23 protein-coding genes and 2 pseudogenes are annotated in these 22,825 nt (G+C 63.4%); 12 read left to right on the top strand and 13 right to left on the bottom strand.

What is annotated here, in order from left to right; translation table 11 throughout:
- Positions 1-162: 162 nt before the first annotated feature.
- Both BM348_RS13725 and BM348_RS13720 read right to left on the bottom strand, forming a co-directional pair.
- Entirely contained in the window at positions 163-1,029 is an 867-nt protein-coding gene (locus BM348_RS13725) for a 2-oxoacid:ferredoxin oxidoreductase subunit beta (protein ID WP_092905409.1), read from the bottom strand.
- Positions 1,026-2,783 (bottom strand): 2-oxoacid:acceptor oxidoreductase subunit alpha, encoded by a 1,758-nt coding sequence (locus BM348_RS13720; RefSeq protein WP_092905408.1) that lies wholly within the window; start codon positions 2,781-2,783, stop codon positions 1,026-1,028. The genes BM348_RS13725 and BM348_RS13720 overlap by 4 nt, the downstream gene beginning before the upstream one ends.
- Positions 2,784-2,974: 191 nt before the next feature.
- On the opposite strand from BM348_RS13720, the gene BM348_RS13715 reads away from it, so the two are divergent.
- Positions 2,975-3,613, top strand: a complete 639-nt coding sequence (locus BM348_RS13715; RefSeq protein WP_092905407.1) for a ferredoxin--NADP reductase — start codon at positions 2,975-2,977, stop codon at positions 3,611-3,613.
- A gap of 30 nt (positions 3,614-3,643) precedes the next feature.
- On the opposite strand, the gene mce is transcribed toward BM348_RS13715, so the two are convergent.
- From mce to BM348_RS13700, 3 genes are all read right to left on the bottom strand, one after another.
- Entirely contained in the window at positions 3,644-4,027 is a 384-nt protein-coding gene (gene mce / locus BM348_RS13710; protein ID WP_092905405.1) for a methylmalonyl-CoA epimerase, read from the bottom strand.
- Positions 4,028-4,186: 159 nt separating this feature from the next.
- Positions 4,187-4,813, bottom strand: coding sequence for a cupredoxin domain-containing protein (locus BM348_RS13705; protein ID WP_092905403.1), 627 nt, complete (start codon positions 4,811-4,813; stop codon positions 4,187-4,189).
- Between the two features lie 276 nt (positions 4,814-5,089).
- On the bottom strand, positions 5,090-5,512 hold the full coding sequence (locus tag BM348_RS13700) for a universal stress protein (protein WP_092905401.1): 423 nt from the start codon (positions 5,510-5,512) through the stop codon (positions 5,090-5,092).
- A 230-nt stretch (positions 5,513-5,742) separates the two neighbouring features.
- Here BM348_RS13700 and BM348_RS13695 point away from each other — a divergent pair, with 230 nt between their 5' ends.
- On the top strand, positions 5,743-6,402 hold the full coding sequence (locus BM348_RS13695) for a helix-turn-helix domain-containing protein (RefSeq protein ID WP_092905399.1): 660 nt from the start codon (positions 5,743-5,745) through the stop codon (positions 6,400-6,402).
- A 600-nt stretch (positions 6,403-7,002) separates the two neighbouring features.
- Entirely contained in the window at positions 7,003-7,599 is a 597-nt protein-coding gene (locus BM348_RS13690; RefSeq protein WP_092905397.1) for a DUF7344 domain-containing protein, read from the top strand.
- A gap of 35 nt (positions 7,600-7,634) precedes the next feature.
- On the opposite strand, the gene BM348_RS13685 is transcribed toward BM348_RS13690, so the two are convergent.
- Positions 7,635-8,138: a hypothetical protein gene (locus BM348_RS13685; protein WP_245779453.1), complete on the bottom strand. Its 504-nt coding sequence runs from the start codon at positions 8,136-8,138 to the stop codon at positions 7,635-7,637.
- Between the two features lie 174 nt (positions 8,139-8,312).
- Between BM348_RS13685 and BM348_RS13680 the strand changes: the two genes are divergently transcribed.
- Together BM348_RS13680 and BM348_RS13675 are read left to right on the top strand one after the other, a co-directional pair.
- A complete protein-coding gene (locus tag BM348_RS13680; protein WP_092905395.1) occupies positions 8,313-9,044 on the top strand; it encodes a GNAT family N-acetyltransferase in 732 nt (243 codons plus the stop codon).
- A 100-nt stretch (positions 9,045-9,144) separates the two neighbouring features.
- Positions 9,145-9,567, top strand: a complete 423-nt coding sequence (locus BM348_RS13675; RefSeq protein ID WP_092905393.1) for a thiol-disulfide oxidoreductase DCC family protein — start codon at positions 9,145-9,147, stop codon at positions 9,565-9,567.
- A gap of 29 nt (positions 9,568-9,596) precedes the next feature.
- Here BM348_RS13675 and BM348_RS13670 read toward each other — a convergent pair whose 3' ends face one another.
- Positions 9,597-10,007 carry a DUF2267 domain-containing protein gene (locus tag BM348_RS13670; RefSeq protein WP_092905391.1) on the bottom strand — a complete coding sequence of 137 codons (411 nt, stop codon included), beginning with the start codon at positions 10,005-10,007 and terminating at the stop codon, positions 9,597-9,599.
- Between the two features lie 296 nt (positions 10,008-10,303).
- On the opposite strand from BM348_RS13670, the gene BM348_RS13665 reads away from it, so the two are divergent.
- Positions 10,304-11,485: a redox-regulated ATPase YchF gene (locus tag BM348_RS13665; protein WP_092905389.1), complete on the top strand. Its 1,182-nt coding sequence runs from the start codon at positions 10,304-10,306 to the stop codon at positions 11,483-11,485.
- Between the two features lie 131 nt (positions 11,486-11,616).
- Positions 11,617-11,865: a hypothetical protein gene (locus tag BM348_RS13660; protein ID WP_092905387.1), complete on the top strand. Its 249-nt coding sequence runs from the start codon at positions 11,617-11,619 to the stop codon at positions 11,863-11,865.
- 12 nt (positions 11,866-11,877) lie between these two features.
- On the opposite strand, the gene BM348_RS13655 is transcribed toward BM348_RS13660, so the two are convergent.
- Together BM348_RS13655 and BM348_RS13650 are read right to left on the bottom strand one after the other, a co-directional pair.
- The gene (locus BM348_RS13655; protein ID WP_092905385.1) at positions 11,878-12,738 is read right to left on the bottom strand and encodes a UbiA family prenyltransferase; all 861 of its coding nucleotides are present in this window, start codon (positions 12,736-12,738) and stop codon (positions 11,878-11,880) included.
- Positions 12,739-12,794: 56 nt separating this feature from the next.
- Positions 12,795-12,995: pseudogene (locus BM348_RS13650) on the bottom strand (FAD-binding oxidoreductase); the annotation flags it as partial.
- 112 nt (positions 12,996-13,107) lie between these two features.
- Between BM348_RS13650 and BM348_RS13645 the strand changes: the two are divergent.
- Complete coding sequence (locus BM348_RS13645) at positions 13,108-14,115, top strand: TIGR04024 family LLM class F420-dependent oxidoreductase (protein WP_092905381.1); 1,008 nt, start codon at positions 13,108-13,110, stop codon at positions 14,113-14,115.
- 57 nt (positions 14,116-14,172) lie between these two features.
- Here the strand turns inward: BM348_RS13645 and BM348_RS13640 are convergent, their stop codons facing one another.
- From BM348_RS13640 to BM348_RS13625, 4 genes are all read right to left on the bottom strand, one after another.
- Positions 14,173-14,397, bottom strand: a complete 225-nt coding sequence (locus BM348_RS13640) for a YMGG-like glycine zipper-containing protein (RefSeq protein ID WP_092905379.1) — start codon at positions 14,395-14,397, stop codon at positions 14,173-14,175.
- Between the two features lie 273 nt (positions 14,398-14,670).
- A complete protein-coding gene (locus BM348_RS13635; protein WP_092905376.1) occupies positions 14,671-14,976 on the bottom strand; it encodes a HalOD1 output domain-containing protein in 306 nt (101 codons plus the stop codon).
- A gap of 111 nt (positions 14,977-15,087) precedes the next feature.
- Positions 15,088-18,219, bottom strand: a complete 3,132-nt coding sequence (locus BM348_RS13630; protein WP_092905374.1) for a GAF domain-containing protein — start codon at positions 18,217-18,219, stop codon at positions 15,088-15,090.
- 94 nt (positions 18,220-18,313) lie between these two features.
- Complete coding sequence (locus tag BM348_RS13625) at positions 18,314-19,369, bottom strand: DNA-methyltransferase (protein ID WP_092905371.1); 1,056 nt, start codon at positions 19,367-19,369, stop codon at positions 18,314-18,316.
- A gap of 156 nt (positions 19,370-19,525) precedes the next feature.
- Here BM348_RS13625 and BM348_RS13620 point away from each other — a divergent pair, with 156 nt between their 5' ends.
- The 4 genes and pseudogenes from BM348_RS13620 to BM348_RS13600 all read left to right on the top strand — a co-directional run bounded on the left by BM348_RS13620 (position 19,526) and on the right by BM348_RS13600 (position 22,786).
- The gene (locus BM348_RS13620; RefSeq protein ID WP_092905369.1) at positions 19,526-20,530 is read left to right on the top strand and encodes a 5-methyltetrahydropteroyltriglutamate--homocysteine methyltransferase; all 1,005 of its coding nucleotides are present in this window, start codon (positions 19,526-19,528) and stop codon (positions 20,528-20,530) included.
- On the top strand, positions 20,527-21,603 hold the full coding sequence (locus tag BM348_RS13615; protein WP_092905367.1) for a methionine synthase: 1,077 nt from the start codon (positions 20,527-20,529) through the stop codon (positions 21,601-21,603). Before BM348_RS13620 ends, BM348_RS13615 begins: the two co-directional genes overlap by 4 nt.
- A gap of 101 nt (positions 21,604-21,704) precedes the next feature.
- Positions 21,705-21,969: pseudogene (locus tag BM348_RS13610) on the top strand (AbrB/MazE/SpoVT family DNA-binding domain-containing protein).
- A gap of 202 nt (positions 21,970-22,171) precedes the next feature.
- Positions 22,172-22,786, top strand: coding sequence for a nitroreductase family protein (locus BM348_RS13600; protein ID WP_092905365.1), 615 nt, complete (start codon positions 22,172-22,174; stop codon positions 22,784-22,786).
- The last annotated feature ends 39 nt before the right edge of the window (positions 22,787-22,825 follow it).

Here is a 22,825-nt window from a genome sequence, read left to right as displayed (position 1 = left end):
TGATCGGACAGCCCAGACGGTATCACGCGAGACGGCGACGCCGACAACGGTGCGGCGTACGTAGTGGCCGACGCTGCCCGTCAGCGACGTTTCGAGCAACTGGTGGCTGTGGTGATCCGGAGAGCGAAATCGTTCTCGAGTCGCTCTAAAACTGAAGTCGGTTCAGTAGAATTCGCGAACGAGGTCCATGGCGTCCTCGGGTGCGCCGTCCGGAATCTCGGACATGTCCTCGGTGACGCCGTGTTGCTCGTGATACGGTAGCGCCTCCTCGTTTTGGTACATCACGCCCTGATACTCCATTTCGCCGTCCGTGATGACTTCCTTGGCGTCCTCGTAGTTCGTCGGGTCGTGATCCTCGTCCTCCTTGAGGTCGACGAGCGTGTCGCGGAAGTAGTCGTAGGTGTCGACGTCGTTGAAGGTAACACACGGACTGAACACGTTGACGAAGCCGAAGCCGTCGTGTTCGATCGCCTTCTCGATGATTTCGGCGTGGCGCATCGCGTCCGAGCTAAAGGACTGGGCGATGAAGGTCGCACCCGATGCGAGCGCGAGCGCGAGGGGGTTGACCGGCGGCTGCTGTGGTCCCTCGGGCGTCGTCGACGTTTCGAAGTCCGAGCGCGAAGTCGGCGAGGCCTGTCCCTTCGTCAGCCCGTAAATGCGGTTGTCCATGACCACGTACGTCATGTCCACGTTTCGGCGAACGGCGTGGACGAAGTGGCCGGCACCGATCGAGTACCCGTCGCCGTCGCCGCCGGCGACCATCACTTCGATGTCGGGTCGGGCCATCTTGACGCCGGTACCGACCGGCAGGGCACGCCCGTGGACGCCATGCAGCGCGTAGCTGTGCATGTAGGTCCCGATCTTGCCCGAACACCCGATCCCCGCCACGACGAACGTGTTGTCGGGATCGTTGCCGGTGTTCGCGAGGGCTTTCATCATGCCGTTCATCGTGCCGAAGTCCCCACATCCGGGACACCAGGTCGGCTGCTTGTCGGATTTGAAATCGGTGAATCGTACGTCTGAGCTCATTGTGCTGGAACCTCCTCTGCGAGTTTGTCGGTGATCTCCGTCGCGAGTTCGTCCGCTTTGAAGCGCACGCCCGTGTACTTGTTAATTCGCTTCAGACGGGTAAGCGTATCGTGCTCAAGTAGATCCGCGAACTGACCCGTCGCGTTACACTCGACGACGATCGCCTCCTCGGCCGCCTCGATCTCCTCGGTCAGGTCGGGCCGCGGGAAGATGTACGGGACGGAGATGACGCGAACGCTGATCCCGTCGTCCTCGAGGTACTCGAGGGCTTCGACGAGCGCGCCCTCGTTCGAACCCCACGAGATGATGAGGTTCTCCGAGTCGGCGTCGCCGAACTCCCGGTAGTCCCACTCCTCGCGTTCTTTTGCGGTCTCGACTTTGCGGTTTCGCTTGTCGACCTGCTGGACGCGTTCGCCTTCCTCCTCGGTCCGGCGACCGAGCTCGTCGTGTTCGAGGCCGGTGCTCATGTGCGCGCCGTCGATCGTGCCGGGTTTGGCACGCGGGCTGACGCCGTCGTCGGTGACGGCGTGGGCGCGGAATCGGCCCTCGTCGTCGAGCCACTCGTCGACCTCGTCCTGCTCGACGAGTTTGCCGCGATCGATTTCGACCGCGTCCATGTCGAACGCTTCCGGCGGGAACGTCTGCTCGGTCACCGACATCGCGAGGTCGGAGACGAGGAAGACGGGCGTCTGATACTTCTCAGCCAGGTTGAACGCCTCGACGGTCTTCCAGAAACACTCGGTGATACTCGTCGGCGTGACGACGAACCGGGGGACCTCGCCGTGGCCAGCGTACAGCGCCATGTTGAGGTCGCCCTGTTCTTGCTTCGTCGGCATTCCGGTCGAGGGACCCGAGCGCTGGACGTCACAGATGACCAGGGGCGTCTCGCTGGTAGCGACGAGCCCGAACGTCTCGGTCATGAGGTCGATCCCCGCTCCGGACGTCGCGGTCATCGCTCGAGCGCCGGCGCGCGCGCCTCCGAGTGCCATGTTGATCGCCGAGAGTTCGTCCTCGGCCTGGACGACGTGACCGCCGTAGTCTTCGATCCGGCCGGTGAGATACTCCATGATGGAGGTCGCGGGCGTGATCGGGTAGCCGGCGTAGAACCGACAACCGGCCGCGATCGCGCCCATGCCGATCGCCTCGTTCCCGTTCAGGAGGACGTAGTCGTTGTCGGTCGTTTCGAGATCGTACTCGAGTTCGTCGAAATCGTAGTTCTCGCGAACGTACTCCTGTCCGAGCCGAGCGGCCTCCTTGTTGTTCTCGACGATCTTCGAGCCCTTCCCCCCGAAGCGCTTCTCGAGAGATTCGTCGAGGTACTCGACGTCGAAGTTCGTGATCTCACACGCCGCGCCGAGCGCAACGATGTTTCGCATGATCGCTCCCCCCGCGTCTTCGGCGAGCGACTTCAACGGAACGTCGACGGCGGTGATCTCGTCGGGGATCTCTGCCTCCCACGACCGCTCGCCGTCGTAGATGACTGCACTACCGTCGTGGAGTTCGTCGAGGTTCTCGTCGATGGTTCGCTGGGTCAGCGCGACCAAGATGTCGAGTCGATCGACGACGCTCTGTACCTGATCGACCGACGTCCGAATCTTGTAAGCGGTGTACCCGCCGCGGATTCGGGACGCGAAGTCCTTGGATGTGAATACGTGCCGTCCTGCCCTGGAGAGCGCCTGAGCGAAGATCTTCCCGGTGGAGTCGATCCCGTCCCCGGCCTCACCTCCGATTGCCCAATTTAGGTCCGCAGCCATGTTATGTCGCACCTTGCCCCCACCAAATGAAAAGCCTTCTGAAAGCTCAACCGTCCCCACGGAGCACCGGCCGATATGTTGCCGGTAAACCGGGTTACGGGCCGTTTCTGTCCCAGTATTGTGGACGATCGTAGTGAAGGTTTTCGGCGGAGAACGGAACGACTTTTCGCGCCTCGGCCGAACGCCCACCCATGGATGGTACGCAAGTCCGCGTCGAATCGGTTCGCGACGTCGGACCGGGAACGGTCGCGATCGAACTCGAGTCACCCCAGTCGTTCGACCCCCGCCCGGGGCAGTTCGTGCTCCTGCGGGCGGCGCCCGACGGCGAGGAACTCGCGCGCCACTACACGCTCTCGTCGCCGACGGCCGAAGACACGTTCGAGATCACGGTCGGGATCGATCCCGACGGCGACCTCTCCCCGTGGCTCGCGTCCCTCGAGGGCGGGGAAACGGTCGCCATCGAAGGACCGATGGGGACTATCGCCTACGACGGCTCGACCGACGTCGTCGCGGTCGCGGGCGGACCCGGCGTCGGGCCGGCGGTCGCGATCGCCGAAGCAGCACAAGAAAACGGCCGAGACGCCGCGATCATCTACCAGGACGACGAGCCGGCACACCGCGATCGACTCGAGGCGCTCGAGGCCGACGGCGCGCCCGTTACGATCCTCGAGGACGGTGCTACCGAGGCTCTCGAGGGAGCGGTGTCGGATCGCCTCGGAGACGGACAGTTCTACGTGTTCGGGTTCAGCGAGTTCGTGACGACGGTCGCCGAGAGTATCGACGCCGCGGGCGGCGATTCGGACGACGCGCTTATCGAGAGCTTCGGTTGAGCGGTTCTCGTACTCGAACAAGCGCGGTTCTCAGTGCTCGACCAGCTCGATCAAAATGCCGCCCGTGTCCGACGGGTGGACGAACGCGACCGAGTGTCCCCACGCGCCAGGCCGCGGTTCCTCGTCGATGAGCGTCACACCGTGTTCGCGTGCGCGATCGAGCGCTCCCTCGAGGTCGTCGGTCGCCAACGCGAGGTGGTGAATGCCGGACCCCTGGTTCTCGAGATAGCGTGCGATCGTTCCCTCCTCGAGGGGCTCGAGGAGTTCGAAATAACCCGAGCCACACTCGAGGAAGACGACGCGAAGCCCGTCGAACTCCTCTTCGTGGGCGACCTCGAGGCCGAAGAGATCGGCGTACAGCGTAGCGAGCGAGCGCGCATCGTCGGTCGCGATTCCCGCGTGATCGAAGTGCATCGTCGAACCGTCACGCTGAACCCGCCTTATTCTTGCGTTCGATCGTCGATTCACTCGCGCGCGAAGGCCGCTCGCTACTCGCGGACGGGTGTGGCTCCCGAGTGACCTCGAAAAAGTGGCGCTGCGCTTCGGTCGGCGGTATCTAACGGATTTTCGTGACTACGCCGATTCGTTTCCGTTCGTTTCGTTTCCGCCGTCGGTTTCGTTCCCAGTCTCGTTGCCGGTTCCCGTCTCGGATTCGTTGCCAGTAGCCGTTTCGTTTCCAGTGCCGTCCTCGGATTCGTTGCCCGCCCCGTCGCCTCCGCCGCCGTTTTCTTCGATCTGGATGTCGCCGTCCATCGTGTTTTGGTGGGGTTCACAGATGTAGTTCGTCATCTCGTCGCTGGCCTGAACTCCCTCGAGCGTCGCGGATTCGCCCTCGCTCGAGATGAGGTCGGTTTCGTAATCGTCGACGACCTCCCCCTCGCCGTTGAGGATCTGTAAGTTGTGTTCCTGGCCGTCGCCGTTCTCCCACGTGATCGTGTACTCCTGACCGTTGAACAGGACCAGCGTCGGGTTCTCCTCGTCGGCGATCGGATCGGGTGCGATGCCGACCCATCCCGAGGTCACGCCCTCGAGTTCGATCTCTTCGACGCCTTCCCACGCGGAGACGTCGGTTTCACCGCCGTTGCCGCCGCCCCCATCGCCGCCGTCACCGCCATTACCGCCGTCGCCGTCGTCGCCGCCGCTACCGCCACAGCCCGCAATGACCGCCGTCGTTGCGGCGGCACCTGTATACTGAATCATCCGTCGTCGGGACAGTCTTTTTTCAGATGGCATCACGTAGGTATCGGGTTCGAAGCTGGATAACCCGACGCCCGTCATTCGCTTGATATTGATATACGAGGTTTCACTAGCTATTTGCGACGAAATTCTCGATTCGATAACTGTGCGTGATTGCAACAACCTCGTCGAAGCGACGGGTGGTGGGGAGACGAGTGTGCCGGAATGGCCAGTTCGTCTCATGATAGCCGGGTAATGAGAACCTTCCAGAAACCGCAATTCGCGCCGGTGTCGACCGCCTTACTCCGCGGGCTGGACGGTCACGACGGGAACGCTCGAGTTGCGGACGATCTCTTCGGCGACGCTGCCGAGCAGTACGTGATCGAGCCCCGTCCGCCCGACGGTCCCGAGGACGATCATATCCGCACCGATTTCGCCTGCGTACTCGAGGATCGCCTCCTGTGGGACGCCCTCGCGAACCTCGCTCGTCACGTCGACGCCGCCGTCTTCCGCGGCGGACTCGACGAGCCGGTTGGCCTCGCGGGCTTCTTCCTGTGGCTCTGCGCGTAACTCGTCTCGTTTCATGGCACCGTGTGGTCCCTCGGGAACGATCGAGAGAGCGTGCACCGTCGCCTCGAGTCGTTCGGCAAGCGCGATGCCGTGATCGATCGCCGCGCGAGACTCCTCGCTGCCGTCGGTCGGGATCAAGAGCGTCTCGTACATCGTACCCGAACAGTCGTCGTGACCGAACAAATACCGCGGGCTTGCTTTTGCATGTTCGCCCCTCGAGGGCCGACGGTCGGGTGATCAGTTCAGCGGGTGGAGACCGGGGATGGTCGCGACTGCTAACTACCCGTGAGCCTCACGGCGACGGGACTGTCTCCCGGTGATGGAGGCGGGAAAGGCTACCGCTAACACAACGCGTCTATACGTGTTTGTGGTGGGTGTGGATCATGACGACAGTGGTCGAACTCGACGTGCCGGCCGAGCACCTCGGATTCGCACAGACGTTCGATCGCGTGCCGACGTTCGAGTTTCTGATAAGCGGGCTGATCGGCGGCGGCCCGCCGCTCGTGTACGTCACGGGACCCGACTGGGAGCAGATCGAATCGGCGCTCGAGTCGGACCCGTCCGCCGACATCGTCGCGTCGGTGGACGACGCGAGCGACGGGCGGTGGGTCGTCCGCCTCGAGTTCAACCAGGGAATCCAAACGTTCCAGCGGATCGTCTCGGAGCACGACGGCGCGATCCTCGAGGCGAGCGGGGCGGACGGTCGCTGGTCGCTCAAGTTGCTCTTTCACGAGCGAGCGGACGTCTCCGAGTGTCACGCCGCGTTCGACGAGGAGGACTTCGGCGTCCGGGTCACGCGGGTCAGTCCGATGGACGATTCGCCGGACAGCCAGACACCGCTGACGAAGACGCAGTACGAGACGATCGTGAAAGCCCACGAGCTCGGCTACTTCGACGTTCCGCGACAGGTCACGCTCGAGGAACTGGCATCGGAACTCGACATCTCCCACCAGGCGCTCTCCGAACGGTTGCGCCGAAGTCACTCGGCGCTCGTGAGCGCCGAACTCTCGAACCGAATCGCTCCCACTGGACTGGACTCCTGACGATTGGCAACTCGAGACGCGATTCGATCCCCGGGAGTTCATCGACCGGCGTGTCTTGATCGACGTCTGTCGGGTACTGATCGCCGTTGTTCGAGTAGTGATCGACGACGGGCGAGCCAGTGGGTTGTGACTCGCGCAACTTTCCTTCCTCGAACCAATATATTTAGATGTATGTGGGACTTCTGGGGCATTTCTGGCTGTATTCTGCATTTTAACTCCGAACTATCTGGATATTGCGCCCATAGTTAGCTTTAATATTGGATAGAACCACAGTACTGATGTCGGTGTGGTTCCGACGATCGAACGCGACGAATCGGCTCCTGACTATCCCTGTGAGTGCCGGTGGACCGCGGTTCCCAGCCGCGGACGAGGGGTACATCCCCTGTGTACCCCGTGGATCACTCATGCTCAATCAGCGTTTTACGGCCACTCGTGGCTGTGTGGCCACCTACTGGGCCCGATCGGGTCCGATGACGGACCCGCTGGGTCTTTTCGGCGTCGGAAACGGCGGTCGCGTGTTCTCGAGCATCGTCGTCTGTGACCCGGATGTATGACAACATGTCACAGTTTTATGTGAGGTGAGAATAGTGTTCACGAATAATGGGTGTTGGTGGCGAAAACAAATTTCGACGGCGGTCGGTCGAGTCCGGTTCGTCGACCGAGCCGACGGACCGACCGACGGCGATCGCGAAAGACGACGCGTTTCACCTCCTGCAGACGAGCCGCCGTCGCGACGTGGTTCGATACATGGCTCGAGCGGACGGGCGGGTCGAACTGCGCGATCTCGCCGAACAGGTCGCCGCCTGGGAGGAGGAAACGACGGTCGAGTCACTCTCCTCCTCGGATCGCCAGCGCGTCTACATTTCGCTGTACCAGACCCACCTCCCGAAACTCGACGAGCACGGCATCGTCGAGTACGACAAGGATCGCGGCATCGTCGAGCGGCGTCGCCGAGCGCGACAGCTCGAGTCTTACCTCGCGGTCGATCCGGTCGACGCCACGCCGGATCCGTGGCCCCGTCGATACGGGGTCGCGGTCCTCCTCTGCGTCGTATTTACGGGCGCGAGTATCCACGAGTTCGGCGTGGGGCCCTCGACTGGACTCGCCCTGCTCGTCTTAGCGACGGTCGGCGCCGTCGCCGTCGGCCACTGGTGGTCGAAACGGGACGGCTCCGAGACGGTTCCGTCAGTATCGTGATCGGCGTCTCTCGAGCGCGTAGTCTCGTCGCGGGGTCACGAGTCGCGGGCTGCTGACCCGTCACAGAGCGGTGACTCGTCGTCGGATGGTGACTCGTCGCGGGTTGGTCTTTCTCGTCGGTCGCTCGAGCGACTGCCGCCGCGGCGGTGAGCGTAGAACGCCACGGAGAAGTCCTGCGGGCTCGGCAACGCACAGGCCAGGACGCCGATCGCGATCCCCGCGACGATCGGATCGTCGGCTGGGACGATCCCGCTCGCGGCGAGGACGAAGACCGGACTCGAGAGCGCGAGCGGCGATACCGCGGCGAGGCGGAGCACCCAGGTCCTGTCGGCGTCGGCCGCGACCGGTTCGACCACCGCCCACGGATAGCTCGCGAGCGCGCCGATCACGCCGCCCGACCGCGCGGGGAAGTACGACACGTCGTACTCGACGTTTCCGAGCCGCAAAACCAGAGCGTGAGTCCACTCGTGGGCGACCAGTCCGAGGCCGATCGTGACCGCGAGCGCTGTTCCGACGCCGACGACTTCGAGGCCGATCATACTCCGTTCGAACCGCTACTCGCTCTCGAGGACTCGAGTATCAATCTCTCGGTTCCGACCGCTGGCTCGCGCGCCGGATCGCTTCCCGGCGCTGTACGAAACGAACGCACCCGCCAGGACAGTCTCGCGCGTTCGGAGCCAAGGACTAAGTATTTTGGGATGGACTAGCATACCATGGCCTTCAGCGAAGAACTCGAGTTCGGCCACGACGACCGAAAACGAATCTACGAACACGTCGAGCGAAAGGGGGCCGTCGATCCCGAGGGCGTCCGCCGAGCCCTCGGTATCGATCCGGGCGGCTTTCGCCATCACGTTGCCATCCTCAAACGTGACGGCCGCCTCGAGTCGGAGGCTGGCAAGCTCAGGGTGACGATCGACGGCGGCGCTCGAGAGGAGTACACCACCGAGGCGTTCGAGTTCCAGATACGACCGGCGAGACAGGAGGACCTGTCCGGCATCGTCGGCGCGATCCGGCGGGTCGCCGAGGAGAAGACCTACATCGTCGCCGAGAGCGTCGCGGACGAAATCGACCGCGAGGACGCGTTGCTCCGGTACAACGAACTCGAGTCGCGGATGTTCTTCGTCGCGACGGTCGACGGTGAAGTCGTCGGCTGGGTGCACCTCAACGCGCCCGAACTCGAGAAGTTGAGCCACACCGCAGAGCTCACCGTCGGCGTCCTCGAGGAGTACCGCGGCAACGGTCTGGGGGCGCATCTGCTCTCGCGAGGCCTCGAGTGGGCCGGGGTCAACGGCTACGAAAAAGTTTACCAGAGCGTTCCATCGGTGAACCAGGAGGCGATCGACTTCCTCGAGTCCCAGGGCTGGCAGACCGAAGCCGTCCGAGCGGACCACTACAAACTCGACGGCGAGTACGCCGACGAGGTGATGATGGCGATCGAGCTGTAGACCGTAGGCGTAGGTCGCGTTCAACAGGTCGCTCGAGCGTTCGCGACGGCGTTCGTGACCGGAAGCCTGAATTACGAACGCGCCGTAGAGACGGTATCCAATGGGCGAGGAGATTCCGGACGACGGCCCGATCGTACTCTTCGACGGCGTCTGTACGCTCTGTAACGGCTTCGTGCAGTTCATCATCCCGCGAGATACCGAGGAGCGATTTTACTTCGCGTCGCTGCAATCCGACGCGGGCCAGCGCCTGCTCGCCGAGCACGACCTCCCGACGGACGAACTCGAGTCGGTCGTGTTGATCGAGGGCGAGGACTCCTACGTGAAGTCGGGAGCCATTATTCGAATCGCGACGTTGCTCGGCGGCGTCTACCGGCTCCTGTGGCCGCTCCAGTACCTGCCGCAACGGCTTCGCGATTTCGCGTACGATTTCGTCGCTGACCGGCGCTATCGCTGGTTCGGGAAGAAAGACCGGTGTGCGATACCCGAAACCAGCGGGAACGTGCAGGCGCGGTTTCTCGAGTGAGCGCCTGTAACGTCTTCCGAAAACGACCGTTATGCGGGATATCCTTCGCTCTCGGCGATTTCGAAGAGCACGTCGTACCCCTCCTCGAGCGGGAGTTGCATGCGAACGTCCTCGAGCGCACCCGCTTCGACCCCCTCTGCGAGAACGTCCATGACGACCTGCGCGTGAAATGCCGCTTCCGACGGATCCTCCTCGCCGAGTTCGTTGCGTTCGTCCACGCGGTCGACGAACTCGTCGTAGTCGAAGCGTTCTACGTCGTCGACCTGCTCGAGGAATCGGCCGAGTTCGTCGGGTAACTGAGCGGCGAGGTTCGACGCCTCGCCGGGTTGTATTCGCTCCGACAGCGTCGTCAGCGTCGCACGCGAAATACTCAGCGCGTCCTCTCGAGAGTCGAGTTGAGCGCGGTGTTGTACCTCGCCGGTGAATTCTTCGTACTGCATGTGCGGGCGTTCACGCGCAGCGGTGATGAGTTCGAAGCCTTCAGCTGAAAGGATGTCGGTGGATGGATTCTGGGCGGCTGCTGTCCCGGTTTTGCCACGATCGGCGTACAAGGACACGTCGAGTACGGTCCGACGAGGGAGTCACGCCGAACGAGGCCGGTCGAACAGCACAGGTCGAGCGCGGTCCGTCGACAGGGCGGCGAGTACCGCCAGACCCGAACATTGATGGGGCCAGAACCGCGCCGCCAGACTCCCTGAACCGAAAGACAGTTTTCGGGACCGAACGACGAGTAGGTATGCTCTCGATCGCACTTGCCGGAAAGCCAAACGCCGGCAAGTCCACGTTCTACACCGCGGCGACCATGGCAGAAGTCGATGTCGCCAACTATCCCTTTACGACTATCGACGCGAACCGAGGCGTGAGCTACGTTCGGACCGACTGCCCGTGTCTCGAGCGCGAGGAGCGCTGTACGAGCGACGACTGCGAGGACGGCAAACGGTACGTCCCGATCGAACTGCTCGACGTCGCCGGGCTGGTTCCGGGGGCTCACGAGGGCAAGGGACTCGGCAATCAGTTCCTCGACGAACTGACGAACGCGGACGTCATCGTCAACGTCGTCGACGCGTCGGGCGCCACCAACGAGAAGGGCGAACCCGTCGACATCGGCACGCACGACCCGCTCGAGGACATCGACTTCGTCGAAGAAGAGATGGACCTCTGGCTGGCGGACATCGTCGATCGGAACTGGGAGTCGATCGAGCGGAAGTCTCGGTCGCCGGATTTCGACATCGACGACGCGCTCGCCGACATGCTCACGGGATTCGGGGCGACGCCGACGGACGTCGCCCGCACGCTTCGGGACTTCGAGTACCCCGACGATCCAATTCAGTGGACAGACGACCACCGAGAAACCCTCGCTCGAGACGTTCGCCGGCGCACGAAACCGATCGTCGTCGCGGCGAACAAGATCGATATCGCGCCCGAGGAGAACGTCGAGCGCTTGCTCGATCTCGACAAGCCGGTCGTTCCGACGACCGCGGAGGGCGAACTCGCGCTCAGACGGGCGGCCGGCGCCGGACTCGCGGCGTACGATCCCGGAGACGAGACGGTCGAGATCGGCGACGACGTGAGCGACGCCCAGCGCGACGCGCTCTCGGATCTCTCTGAGACGATGGCCGACTGGAACGGTACCGGCGTCCAGCAAGCCCTCGATTACGCCGTCTACGACCTGCTCGAGTACATCACGGCCTACCCCGTCGAGGATGCCTCGAAGTGGTCCGACGGCAGCGGGAACGTGTTGCCCGACGCGTTCTTGTTACCCGACGGCTCGACGCCTGTCGATCTCGCGTACGCAGTTCACTCCGACATCGGCGACGGTTACCTCCACGCCGTCGACGCGAAATCGAGCCGCGAAATCGCCGACACGCACGAACTCGAGGAGGGCGACGTCGTCAAAATCGTCTCGACGGCCTCCTGAACGAAACCTAGGTCGGTTTGTGCGGAATTTGGCGGCGAAATTTGGCGAACGTACGCTTCGCTGTGGTAACGCAACATCCTGACTGACCGGTCAGTTTAAACGTATCTAGCCCGTAGCACCGCTCGAGAGCCATGAATTCCACGACCCCATCGATCGTCGACGACCTGAAGCTGGCGAACGAACGGAACCCGGCCCACCTCTGGGGTGCGGTGATTTCCGCGCTCGGGTCGCTGTTCGTTCCGATCGTCGGTCTCGTCGCGACCTACAGCGGCTACAAGCTGACGGACCTGATGAGTCGTTCGTGGATCGGGTATCTGTTCGCCGCGTTCGGTCTCACGAACGTCACGGTCTGGATTCTGTACCTAATAACGGTCTTCTAGCGCGATCGGGGCTCACCGCAACGAAGCGAGGGGTTCGAACCAGACCGCGGCCACGAGGACGGCGAGGAACACGTAGGAGCCTCGAACGAGGAGCATGGTCGCGATTTCCGGTCCGCTTCGGCGAGCGAAGAGCGCGACGACACCGAACGCGAGCGAAGCGAGGACCGTGGTCGGCGGGAAGACCCGAACGGCGGCGAAGCCGACGACGGCGAACAGGGCCGTCAGTATCAGCCCGTACGCGACGGCGGTCGCTCGTTCCGGACCGAGCGCGACGGCGACGGTTCGTTTTCGGATCGAGCGGTCGTACTCGTAATCCTGCGAGTCGTCGATCACTTTGATTCCCGACAGCAGCGTGAGGAAGACGAGCGCGAACGCGACGACGACGGGGGTGAGCGTCCCGGTCTGGACGAAAAAGCCGCCGAGGATGGCGAGGGAGATCCCGAGGGGATATCCGGTCGTCGCCGTCACGGGATTCGTATCGAGTTGCGGCGCGTGGTGGTACGCGATTACCCACGTCGGCGCAGTGAGCGCGACGGCGATCGGTCCGACCAGCGCCCAGAGAAGGAGACAACACGCGACGAAAACGACGGTCGATGCCGCGAGCGCGAGGCGACACCCGCGCTCGGTGAGCGGGTGGTCGTCGTCTTCGCCCCGCCCGTGAAAATCGACGTACCCGTCTTTGACGTGGGCGGTGTACACGGCCGCGAAGATTGCGACGACGTGGATCGTCGCGAGCGCCGGATCGATTTCACGGGCGAGGATCGCACCGAACACGGCGGCGGCGAGGGGCGGCAACATGAACACGGGGTGGACCTGCGAGAGGTATGCCCGAGCGGTCGCCTCGAAGCCGGACCCGTGTCGTGACAGTGACATAGCACGAATAACGACGGAGAAACCCATAATACTGCAGCCAATTTCGGCGGTGATCGTCACCGACTCCGACCCTCGTCGCTGTCCGCGCGTTCCGGAAATATCTTTCCGGGGTTGAGAATCCCGTCCGGGTCGAACGTCCGCTTGATCGCTCTCATCGCGTCCGTGGCGTGACTGCCGTGTTCGTCCTCGAGGGAGTCGCGTTTACCGAGTCCGATGTCGTGTTCGCCCGTCGCGGTTCCGCCGAGGGCGATCGCCCTCCGCGACGATCCGACGGGGAGCGGTAGCTCGACGCAGAAGTTTATAATGATTCAACACGCCAATGGAGGTAATGGCAACGACCGCTGCGGTCGCCGGCCGGAGGGCAGCACAGTGAACGCCGACCTCGACCTCCTCGTGAGACTCGACTCTCACGACACGCCCCAGTCGGTCGCCGAGCGCGCACGCCTCGCCGAATCGCTCGGATTCAGTCGCGTCACGATGGGCGAAACGACCGGGTGGAACGTCGTTCCGGCCCTGACGCTCGTCGCCGATCGGACGAGCGACATCGGTATCTCCAACGACGTTATTTCCCCGTTCGGTCGCTCGCCAGCGATGCTGGCCCAGACCGCCCTCACGCTTCAGGAGGTGTCCGACGGCCGCTACCGCATCGGCCTCGGCCCGAGTTCGCCGGCGATCACCGAACGCTGGCACGGGTCGGATTTCGATCGACCGCTGCGTCGGACGCGCGAAACGATCGAGATCATCCGAACGGTCTACGAGAACGGAACGCCCGCTTACGAGGGTGAGATCTTCGACATTGCCGGACTGGACTACGAACGTGACCTACCCGAGCGCCCGCCGCCGATAGACGTCGCGACGCTCGGTCCCAAAGCGACCGAAATGGCCGGTCGCTTCGGCGACGGCTGGGCACCGCAGCTGTTCACGGCGGACGGGCTCGAGACGCGACTCGAGGACTTAGAACGCGGTGCCGACCTCGCCGGGCGGGACCGCTCTGCGCTCAGAGTGAGCCCGATCGTTCGGGGAATCGCCTCGGAGGATCGCGAACGAGCGCGTCGGCTCGCGCGGTCGACGCTCGCGTTCATGCTCGGCGCGTACGGGCCCTACTATGGTGATTCAGTCGCCGAACAGGGGTATCGATCGGTGGTTTCGGAAATTAGGGAGGCCTGGAGCGAGCGGGACACGGAGGCGATGGCGGCGGCGCTGCCCGACGAACTGCTCGACGAACTCGCCCCCGCCGGCACACCCGAAGAAGTTCGCGACTGGGTCGAATCCTACGCGGCGATCGATGGCGTCGACGCCGTTCGAGTCGGATCGGTTCGCGGGGCGGCCGAGGCGGACATCGAGCGAACGATGGAGGCGCTCGGAGAACTCGTCTAAAAGAGCGTTCTCTCGAGACCAAAAACGAGCCGATGCGACCGATCGAAGCGATTCGATTCAGTCTCCGTCCGCGGGTCTGGCTCCGTCCCGATCTTTGACTCGGCCGACGAGTGAACTCGCGGCGATCCGCTTTTCACCGACCACCGCTCCGACGACCCCGCCGATTGCGCCGCCGGTACTCGCGCCGTTTCTGCTCACGAACCCGCCGATCGCCGCGCCGACCGCCGCGCCGATTGCAGCGTAGCGTGCGCGGCTCAGCCGTCGTTTGATCTCGCTTTTCATACGACTAGTTTCGTGAGTGTCCATTATAAACGTTGGCCGACTTCGGGTCGGAAATTCAAACGGCGACCCGAGTGGGCGAGTCCGGTTACTCGACTTTGCCCCGGTCCCAGACGTTCGTAACCGAGTTGCCGTTCGGGGGCGTGTGGCTCACGTCTTTCATCGTCCGTCCCGCTTCGCCAGGTTTCATGCACACTGGTAACATTCGACAATACATAGCTGTTTCCCTCCACTCGGCCGGGTATCGATGGACGGGAGAAGACGAATTCGATCCGTTTACTCGAGCGAGCCAGACTCGACGGTGATCTCGCCGTCGGCGGTTACCGTCACCAGACACTCGTTGTACTCGAAGGTGACCGATCCGCCGGATCGAAGGCCGTTCGACCGGGGTTCGAACAGTCGCTCGAGGGCGTCGGCGTTGATCGCGTAGTGGAGCGGCTCGAGTTCCGTCACCTCCTCGTCGCAGAACTCGGCGACCGCTTCGGCGACGGCGACGCTGATCGGTCGTGAGTCGAGTCGGTTGTACTGTGTAACGTTTTGCTCGTCAGTCGTAAGCGAAGACTCTGTAGTCATTTCGGTCATGGTATTTGCGTATCCCCATACGCGTCTCGGAGACAGCGCCCACTTTGAGAGTCGCGGTAAAGAGTTTGACCGTTAACTGTGTAATGGCCGATCTGAGATGGGGTTAATCAGTTAACCACCATCAGTGGTTATCTCCGTATCGAACAGCGACGAAAACACCGTCTGCTCGGTCGCGCGGACGTGTTTGTGAAACGCCGGCGGCGAAATATCGAGTGAGGCCGCGACGTCTTCCCCGGTCGTTCGGCGCGGCCACTCGAAGAATCCGCTGTGAAACGCCGTCTGAACGACCTCCCGTTGTCGGTCGGTGAACTCCTCGAGAAGCGGCTTCCCGGAACGTCGGCCGATCGCTGGCGGGTGCGTCGACGATTTGTCCCGTTTCGAAACCATCGTCGCGGCGAACCTGCGGCGGTTGATACCCGAGATCACTTCTCGGACGTCGACCGTATTGGGGACGTCGACCGTCGCTCGCGCGGTCGATCCGTCGGTCCGCAACTCCCGCAACGCGCCGCCGTTTGCCTCGACGACCGAGCCGAAAAACGGCCCCTCGAGGCGTATCTGGACCGTCGCGGAGTCCTCGGTCTCCGTAATAATCGACGCGCTCCGGACGCCCTCGAGCGACGACCACTCGAGTTCGGCGGCGTCTCGAACCGTTCGGACGAAGACGGTCGTCGAGCCGTCGGCCTGCGGAATCGTTCCCTCGACGCGTCCCTCGACGTCGAACGCGTCGGCAATGGCGTTTACGATCGTCCCGGATTCGATCTCGAGTTCGATCTCCGTTCGCTCGGTTTCGCCCACCGGGTTGGTTCGTTTGACCGTATCGATCGCGTACGCGATCGTCTCGCCGAGTTCCGCCAGCATCGACCTGATCGTTTCGTCGAACCCCTCGAACTGGGGCCCGTAGAGGATCAGTACGCCGTAGGTAAACTCGTCGTAGACCAGCGGGACGGCGTAGACCGACTGGAAGTTTCGAGAGAGCGCTTCGGTTCGCCACTCCCCGTTTCGGAGGTCGCTGGCGACGTTTTCGACGTAGGTCGGCTGCCGGGTGCGGACCGTTCGGCCCGCGGGCTCCGTCGCCGAGTCGTCGACGGTCGTCACCGACACCGACTCGAGATAGCCGGTTCCGTGTCCGGCGTCCGCTCGAGGCACGACGTGGTTCCCGCCCGGATCCGGCTCGCCGATCCACGCGAACGAACACTCGGTCATCGACGCCAGTCGCTCGCAGATCCCGCTTTCGATCTCCGAGCGCGTGTTCGCACGCAGCAGGTGCTCTTCGATCTCCTCGCGCAACCGGCTCGCGCGGTTCAGGCGCTCGAGGCGCGTGTTCTGTCGCTCGAGTTCCTGTTCGCGCTCGCGAAGGCGGTGCGTCCGCCCGATCCGATCCAGCGCGGCCTCGGCGGTCGCGCCGAACAACTGCGCGAGTTCGAACGTCTCCTCGTCGTATCGACCGCGCTCCGTCGACACCGCGGCGATCACGCCGTGTTCGCCGAACGGGACGTAGAGGGCGCTTCGAACGCTCGTCGATTCGTCGTACAGCGCCGGAGAGTCTCTGATGTCGTCGAACAGCCGCGGTTCGCCGGCGACGAACGTCTCCCAGGCGATGCTGTCGCCCGGCGTGAATCGGTCCGGGATTTCTATCGAGTCTTCGATCTCAGCGCCGGAGGCGGCGGGAACGAGCTCGTTCGCCCGCTCGTCGAAGCGGAACACGACGGTATCGAGGTCGAGGACGTCGGCGGCGACGTCGACGATGTACTCGCAGGCCTCCTGTTTCGTATCGACCGAAAGCAGGTGTCGAGTCGCTTCCTGCAGCGCGCTCAAGGTGTCCTCGTACTGCGCTCGCTCCGTGACGTCGACCGACGCGTTGATGACCCTGTCGACGGTCTCGCCGTCCATGATCGGACGGTACCACGTCTCGAACACGCGGTCGCCGATCCGTCGGCGGGAGTGGACGGGAGCGCCCTCGAGGGCCCGCTCCGCGTCGGCACAGGCAGCCCGATACTCGCCGAACTCGTCGAAAAACGATTCGCCGACGACCTCGCCGGGTTCGAGATCGAGCCGCTCGAGGGCCTTCCCCCTCGAGAACGTGAAGGTCCCCTTGTCGTCGAGGACCGAAACGATGAGGGGAACGTTCTCGATGATGGTCTCGAGGCGCTCGGTCCGTTCGACGAGCGTTCGTTCGCGGTCGACTCGATCGGAGACGTCCCGGAAGTAGATCGAGATGCCGGATTCCGACGGGAACAGCCGGGCTTCGATCCAGCGCTGGTATCGCTCGAGGTAGCCTTCGACCGTTCTCGGCTCCTGACTGTCGATCACGTCGAGGGACTCGGCCTCGAATTCGGTTCCCTCGAGTTCGGGAAAGACGTCGAGGAACTGTCGACCGATCAGCTCCGATCGGGAGAATCCGAGGAACTCCTCGGCGCGGTCGTTGACGTACGTGAACCTGTTCTGCGAATCGAGCGCGATGAACGCGTCGGTCACTCGTTCGAACGATTTGCGCAACTCCCGCTCGATTTGCGTACTCTCGGTGCGGTCACGGATCGCAACGGTGACGCCGTCGATCACGCCGTCGTCGAGTTCGTTCGTGAGGACGGCCTCGTGAACGTGCCAGGTGTCGTCCGCGTGCTGGAACCGGTACTCGCAGGTCGTCGTGGTTCCCGGTCCGCCCGCGATAACCGACTCGAACGCCTCGACGAAATCGTCTGCGTCGGCCGGATGGATCACGTCGTCGATGAGTTCGCCCCGACACGCTTCGGGTCCGGTGCCGGTAAACCGCTCGATAGCCGGACTGACGAATCGCTGTCGCCGATCTTCGTCCAGTACCAGTATCGGCTCTCGAGTGTGCTCGAGCAGTTTTCGACACAGGCGGTCACTCGCCGCGTCCGATCGGGACGGCGAACACGCGATCGCTCGCTCGATCCGATGGGTGAGCAGACTCGAGTTCCGCGCGTCGTCGCTTCGAATCACGTCCGTCGCGCCCGCCTCGAGGAGCCGACCGATCTGCGGTTGCTCGTCGTCAACTGAGACGATTACCGGGACCGTCGGGTCGACGCTCGAGAGCGCCGTTCGGTCGTTCGTGAGCAGACAATCGGCATCCTCGAGGCGCTCGGAGTCGAGCCGATCGACCGGCCCCTCGACCGATAGGTCGCTCGACTCGAGCGACGAGGCGACTGCCGAGGTCCACGGCGACGTGCCCGCGACGAGAACGTGGATCGACGATCGATCGAGATCCGCGATACCACGGTTCATACAGTGTGTGAGTGCTCTGGAAGGAAAAGCTTCGCGCCGCTGACGCCCTCGAATCGAACGATCGGGCCGTCGAGCGCCTCGCCGGTCGCGGTCGTCAGTTCCGCGTCTCGAGTGGAACGTGCTCGACCGCGTACCCCGAATCGGTGCGGTTCACCGACTCGACTTCCCTGAACAGAACCTCCGACTCCATCTTCGTCATCACGGGCGTCTCGTAGTTGACGGCCTCGTAGCCGAGGTCGTCGCCGTCGGCCCGTCGCCGGTCGACGAATTCGCGGTGGCGCTCGAGGCGGGTTCGGCCGACGCTCCTCGAGAGCGTTCCGATATCGTCGATTCTGTCTTCGAAGACCTCGAGGAAGGTGTCCTCGAGTTCGTAGCCGATCGAGTTCCGGCCGGCACACATCGCGGCGAGGGTGGTCGTTCCGGTGCCCCAGAACGGATCGAGCACCGTGTCACCGTACGCGGAGTACATACAGAGCAGCCGGTAGGGGATCTCGAGCGGGTACGCGCCCGAGCGCTCGCGAACGTCGTCGGGGACGCCCTCGAGGCCCTGTAGTTCGCCTTTGACATCGGTCCAGACGTCCGTGAACCAGCGGTTGCGCTCCTCCCAGAAGTAGGCGGCTTCGTAGCGCCGGTCCGCGCCCGGTTCGAACGCCCGCCGATCCCCGCCGTTGCGGAAGATCAGGACGTACTCGTGTTCAAGCGTGACGTACGCGTTGGGCGGGATCATCCCGCTTCCCATGAACTTCGCCGCGCTGTTCGTCGGCTTCCGCCAGAGGATATCCGGGAGCGGATCGAATCCGCGATCCTCGAACGCCTCGGTCACGCGGGCGTGGTTCGGATAGACCCGGAAGCTGTCCTCGAGCGATCGGGTCGCGTCGCCGACGTTGATACAGGCGATGCCGCCGTCGACCAGCACTCGCTCGAGTTCGTCCCAGACTTGATCGAGCTGGGTGTGCATCGCCTCGAACGCCGCCTGTCCGTTTCCAGACTCGAGTTCGCTCGAGATAGCCGGATCCAGATCCGCAAAGAGATCGTCCCACATTTCGATCATCGGGTACGGCGGGGACGTCACGACGAGTTCCACAGAATCGTCGGCGACCGCCCGCAAGTCCCGCGAGTCGTCGACGAACAACCGATGGGTCGTCTCCATTGACACACACTGTCGCCGTTCGCCCCTTAGATCCTTCGTCACCGGCTCCGCTCGAGCGCGCTCGCATCAATCCGAGACGCAGCCGGCGTAATTACTGCTGTGTATTACTATGGATGGAAAATATTAAGCGTCGGCATAGCCTAGCCGGGACCACGCATGACCGAATACGTTTCGACCGCGGCGGGGCTGTTCGCGCTCCCCGACTGGGCGAAAGATGATCTCTCGGATCTCAAAGGGCACCAGAAACACGACCTCATCGACGGCGACGAGGGGGGCGAGATCGCCTCGACCTACGAGCGGGCACGCGAAGAAGTCGTCTCCGTCCAGCGGGAGGCCGGCCTCGACCGCATCGGCGACGGTCAACTTCGCTGGGACGACATGCTCGCACATCCGCTCGCGGTCCACGACGCCGTCGAGACGCGGGGCATCGTCCGCTACTACGACAACAACAACTTCTACCGCGAGCCCGTGGTCTCGGGCGAACTCGATTTCTCCGGCGACGTCGCCTCCGAACTCGAGGCGACCGCCGAACTCGCCGACGGCGAGGATCTGCAGGCGGTCCTTCCCGGTCCCTACTCGCTGGCCGAACTCGCGACCGACGAGCACTACGGCGACGACGCGGACTTTCTCGCGGCTATCGCCGACTTTCTCGCCGGCGAGGTCGAGGCCTTCCCCGAGGTCGAAACGCTGTACTTACTCGAGCCGTCGCTCGTCGAGGACGCTCCCGAAGACGGTCTCGACGAACGCGCGAGCCAGGCGATCGATACCGTCGCCGCCGCGACCGACGCGGACGTCGTCGCCCACCCCTACTGGGGCGCACTCGAGGAGAAGACCTACGCGCACTTACTCGACGCCGACATCGACGCCGTCGGCTTCGACTTCGTCTCCGAACAGGAGGACAACCTCTACAACATTCAGGAGTACGGCGCGACCGACGACATTTCGCTGGCGCTCGCCGACGGACAGAACACGCTCGTCGAGGACCCCGAAGCGGTTCGGGACCGGACCGACTGGGTCTTCGACCAGATTCCCGTCACCGACTTCGAGACCGTCTACCTGTCGACGAACACCGGGACCTTCCACCTGCCGTACAACAAACACGAAGCGAAACTCGAGATCCTTGCGGAAGCCGCGGATCTCGCCGAGGTGACAGCCGCATGAGCACGAACCAGAACAAAGACCAGTTCCGACCGGACGGCCACGAAAACGACCACTTCCTGCTCTCGACCGTCGTCGGGAGCTACCCCAAACCGAAGTGGCTCAATCGCGCGAAAGAACTCTATCAGGACGAGGATCACGGATTCGACGAGGACGACTATCAGGAGGCAAAAGACGACGCCGCCCGCCTCATCACCAACGAACACGAGCGCGCGGGCCTCGATGTCGTCGTCGACGGCGAGATGCGGCGCAACGAGATGGTCGAGTTCTTCGCCCACCGGATCGACGGCTACGAGTTCAACGGGCCCGTCAAGGTCTGGGGACACAACTACTTCGACAAACCGAGCGTCGTCAGCGAGGTCGGGTACGACGAGAGCTGGCTCGTCGACGAGTACGAGTTCACCGCCGCGGCGACGAACCGGCCGGTCAAGGTCCCAATCACGGGGCCGTACACCCTCGCGAACTGGTCGTTCAACGAGGCCTACGACGACGATGACGACCTCACGCTCGAGCTCGCGGACCTCGTCAACGAGGAGATCGAAAAGCTCGTCGACGCCGGCGCGCGCTACATCCAGATCGACGAGCCCGCGCTCGCGACCACGCCGGACGACCACGCCATCGTCGGCGAGGCCCTAGAGCACATCGTCAGCGACATCCCCGAAGAGGTCCGCATCGGCCTCCACGTCTGTTACGGCGACTACTCCCGCATCTACCCCGAGATCCTCGAGTTCCCCGTCGACGAGTTCGACCTCGAACTCGCCAACGGCGATTACGACCAGCTCGAGGTCTTCAAAGATCCCGAGTTCACCGCGGATCTCGCACTCGGCGTCACCGACGTCCACGTCGCCGAGGTCGAATCGGTCGAACAGATCGAGCAGAACATCCAGAAGGGACTCGAGATCGTTCCGCCGGAACAGCTCGTCGTCTCGCCCGACTGCGGCGTGAAGTTGCTCCCGCGCGAGGTCGCCTACGGCAAGATGGCGAACATGGTCGAGGCCGCCCGGAACGTCGAGGCGAAACTCGACGCCGGCGAGATCGACGTCGAACGCGAGTCACCCGCGCCGGCCGACGACTAGGCGCACTGGTAGCGAGACGGCTCCTCGACTGACCGAGAGTGGGAAAATACACTACATACACGGGAACGGTTTTGGCTTCTCCCGTATGATGCGTGTCTAGTATGTCGAAATCGACGGACGAACAGGGACGGATCTACCTCCCGAAGGACGTCCGCGAGCGGTTCGGTGATCGGTATCGCATCGTCGAACTCCCGAGCCACGTCGCGCTCTTCCCCGTCGACGAGGACCCGTTGGAGGCTCCGAGACGCCGTTGGCGATGCCTTCGCAGAGACGGATGCCGACGAACGGAAAGCGGATGCACGCGAGGTGATCTCTCGAGAGATTCAAGCGGAAGCGAAAGACCGGTCGCGGGACGGTGAGGAGTAAGCCGTGTACGTCGAAACTGACTCCCTCATAGCACTGATGGAAGACGACGGCTGGCTTCGGGACGCCGCAATTCGTGCCCTCGAAGAGCGCGATGACACCCCCTCCATTTGATATTCGGTATCACTCTCCGACGACGCGAGCGTTACCTGGTTACCACCCCGTCCAAAAATACCCACATACTCGGGGCTCCTATGACGAGACGATGCAAGAAACAGCAGTCGCGAAACGCGAACTCGAGGACGAAGTTGCCGAGAACCGCGACCCTGACCACGACATCGACCCGCTTTTCGTCAACCGCTGGTCGCCCCGTGCGATGACCGGCGAACCGCTCGCGGAAGACGAGTACCTCCCACTGTTCGAAGCCGCTCGATGGGCTCCCTCCGCGTTTAACAACCAGCATTGGCGGTTCGTCTACGCGACTCGAGAGGACGACGAATGGGACCAGTTCGTCGACTTCCTGAACGAGGGCAACGCCTGGGCCGAAGACGCTGCCATCCTCACGGTTATCCTCTCCAAGACGACGTTCGACCACAACGGCGAGCCCGCGCCGGTCCACTCCTTCGATACCGGTGCGGCGTGGCAGAACCTCGCGCTCGAGGGCGCACGTCGCGGTCTCGTCGTTCACGGCATGTCCGGGTTCGATTACGAGCGAGCGGCTGACGAACTCGAGATTCCCGACGAGTTCGAGGTCGAGGCGATGTTCGCGGTCGGCGAGCGTGCTCCGCCCGAAACGTTGCCGGACGAACTCGAGGAACGAGAAGCGCCGAACGGTCGAAAACCGCTCTCGGAGATCGTTCACCGCGGCGACTTCGAGTAAGGATTTAGGGCGAACTGACTGGCCTCAGTGTCGACATAA

It is taken from the genome of Halostagnicola kamekurae, from assembly GCF_900116205.1.
Lineage (GTDB): Archaea > Halobacteriota > Halobacteria > Halobacteriales > Natrialbaceae > Halostagnicola > Halostagnicola kamekurae.
This window is presented reverse-complemented; position numbering and strand designations above follow the sequence as displayed.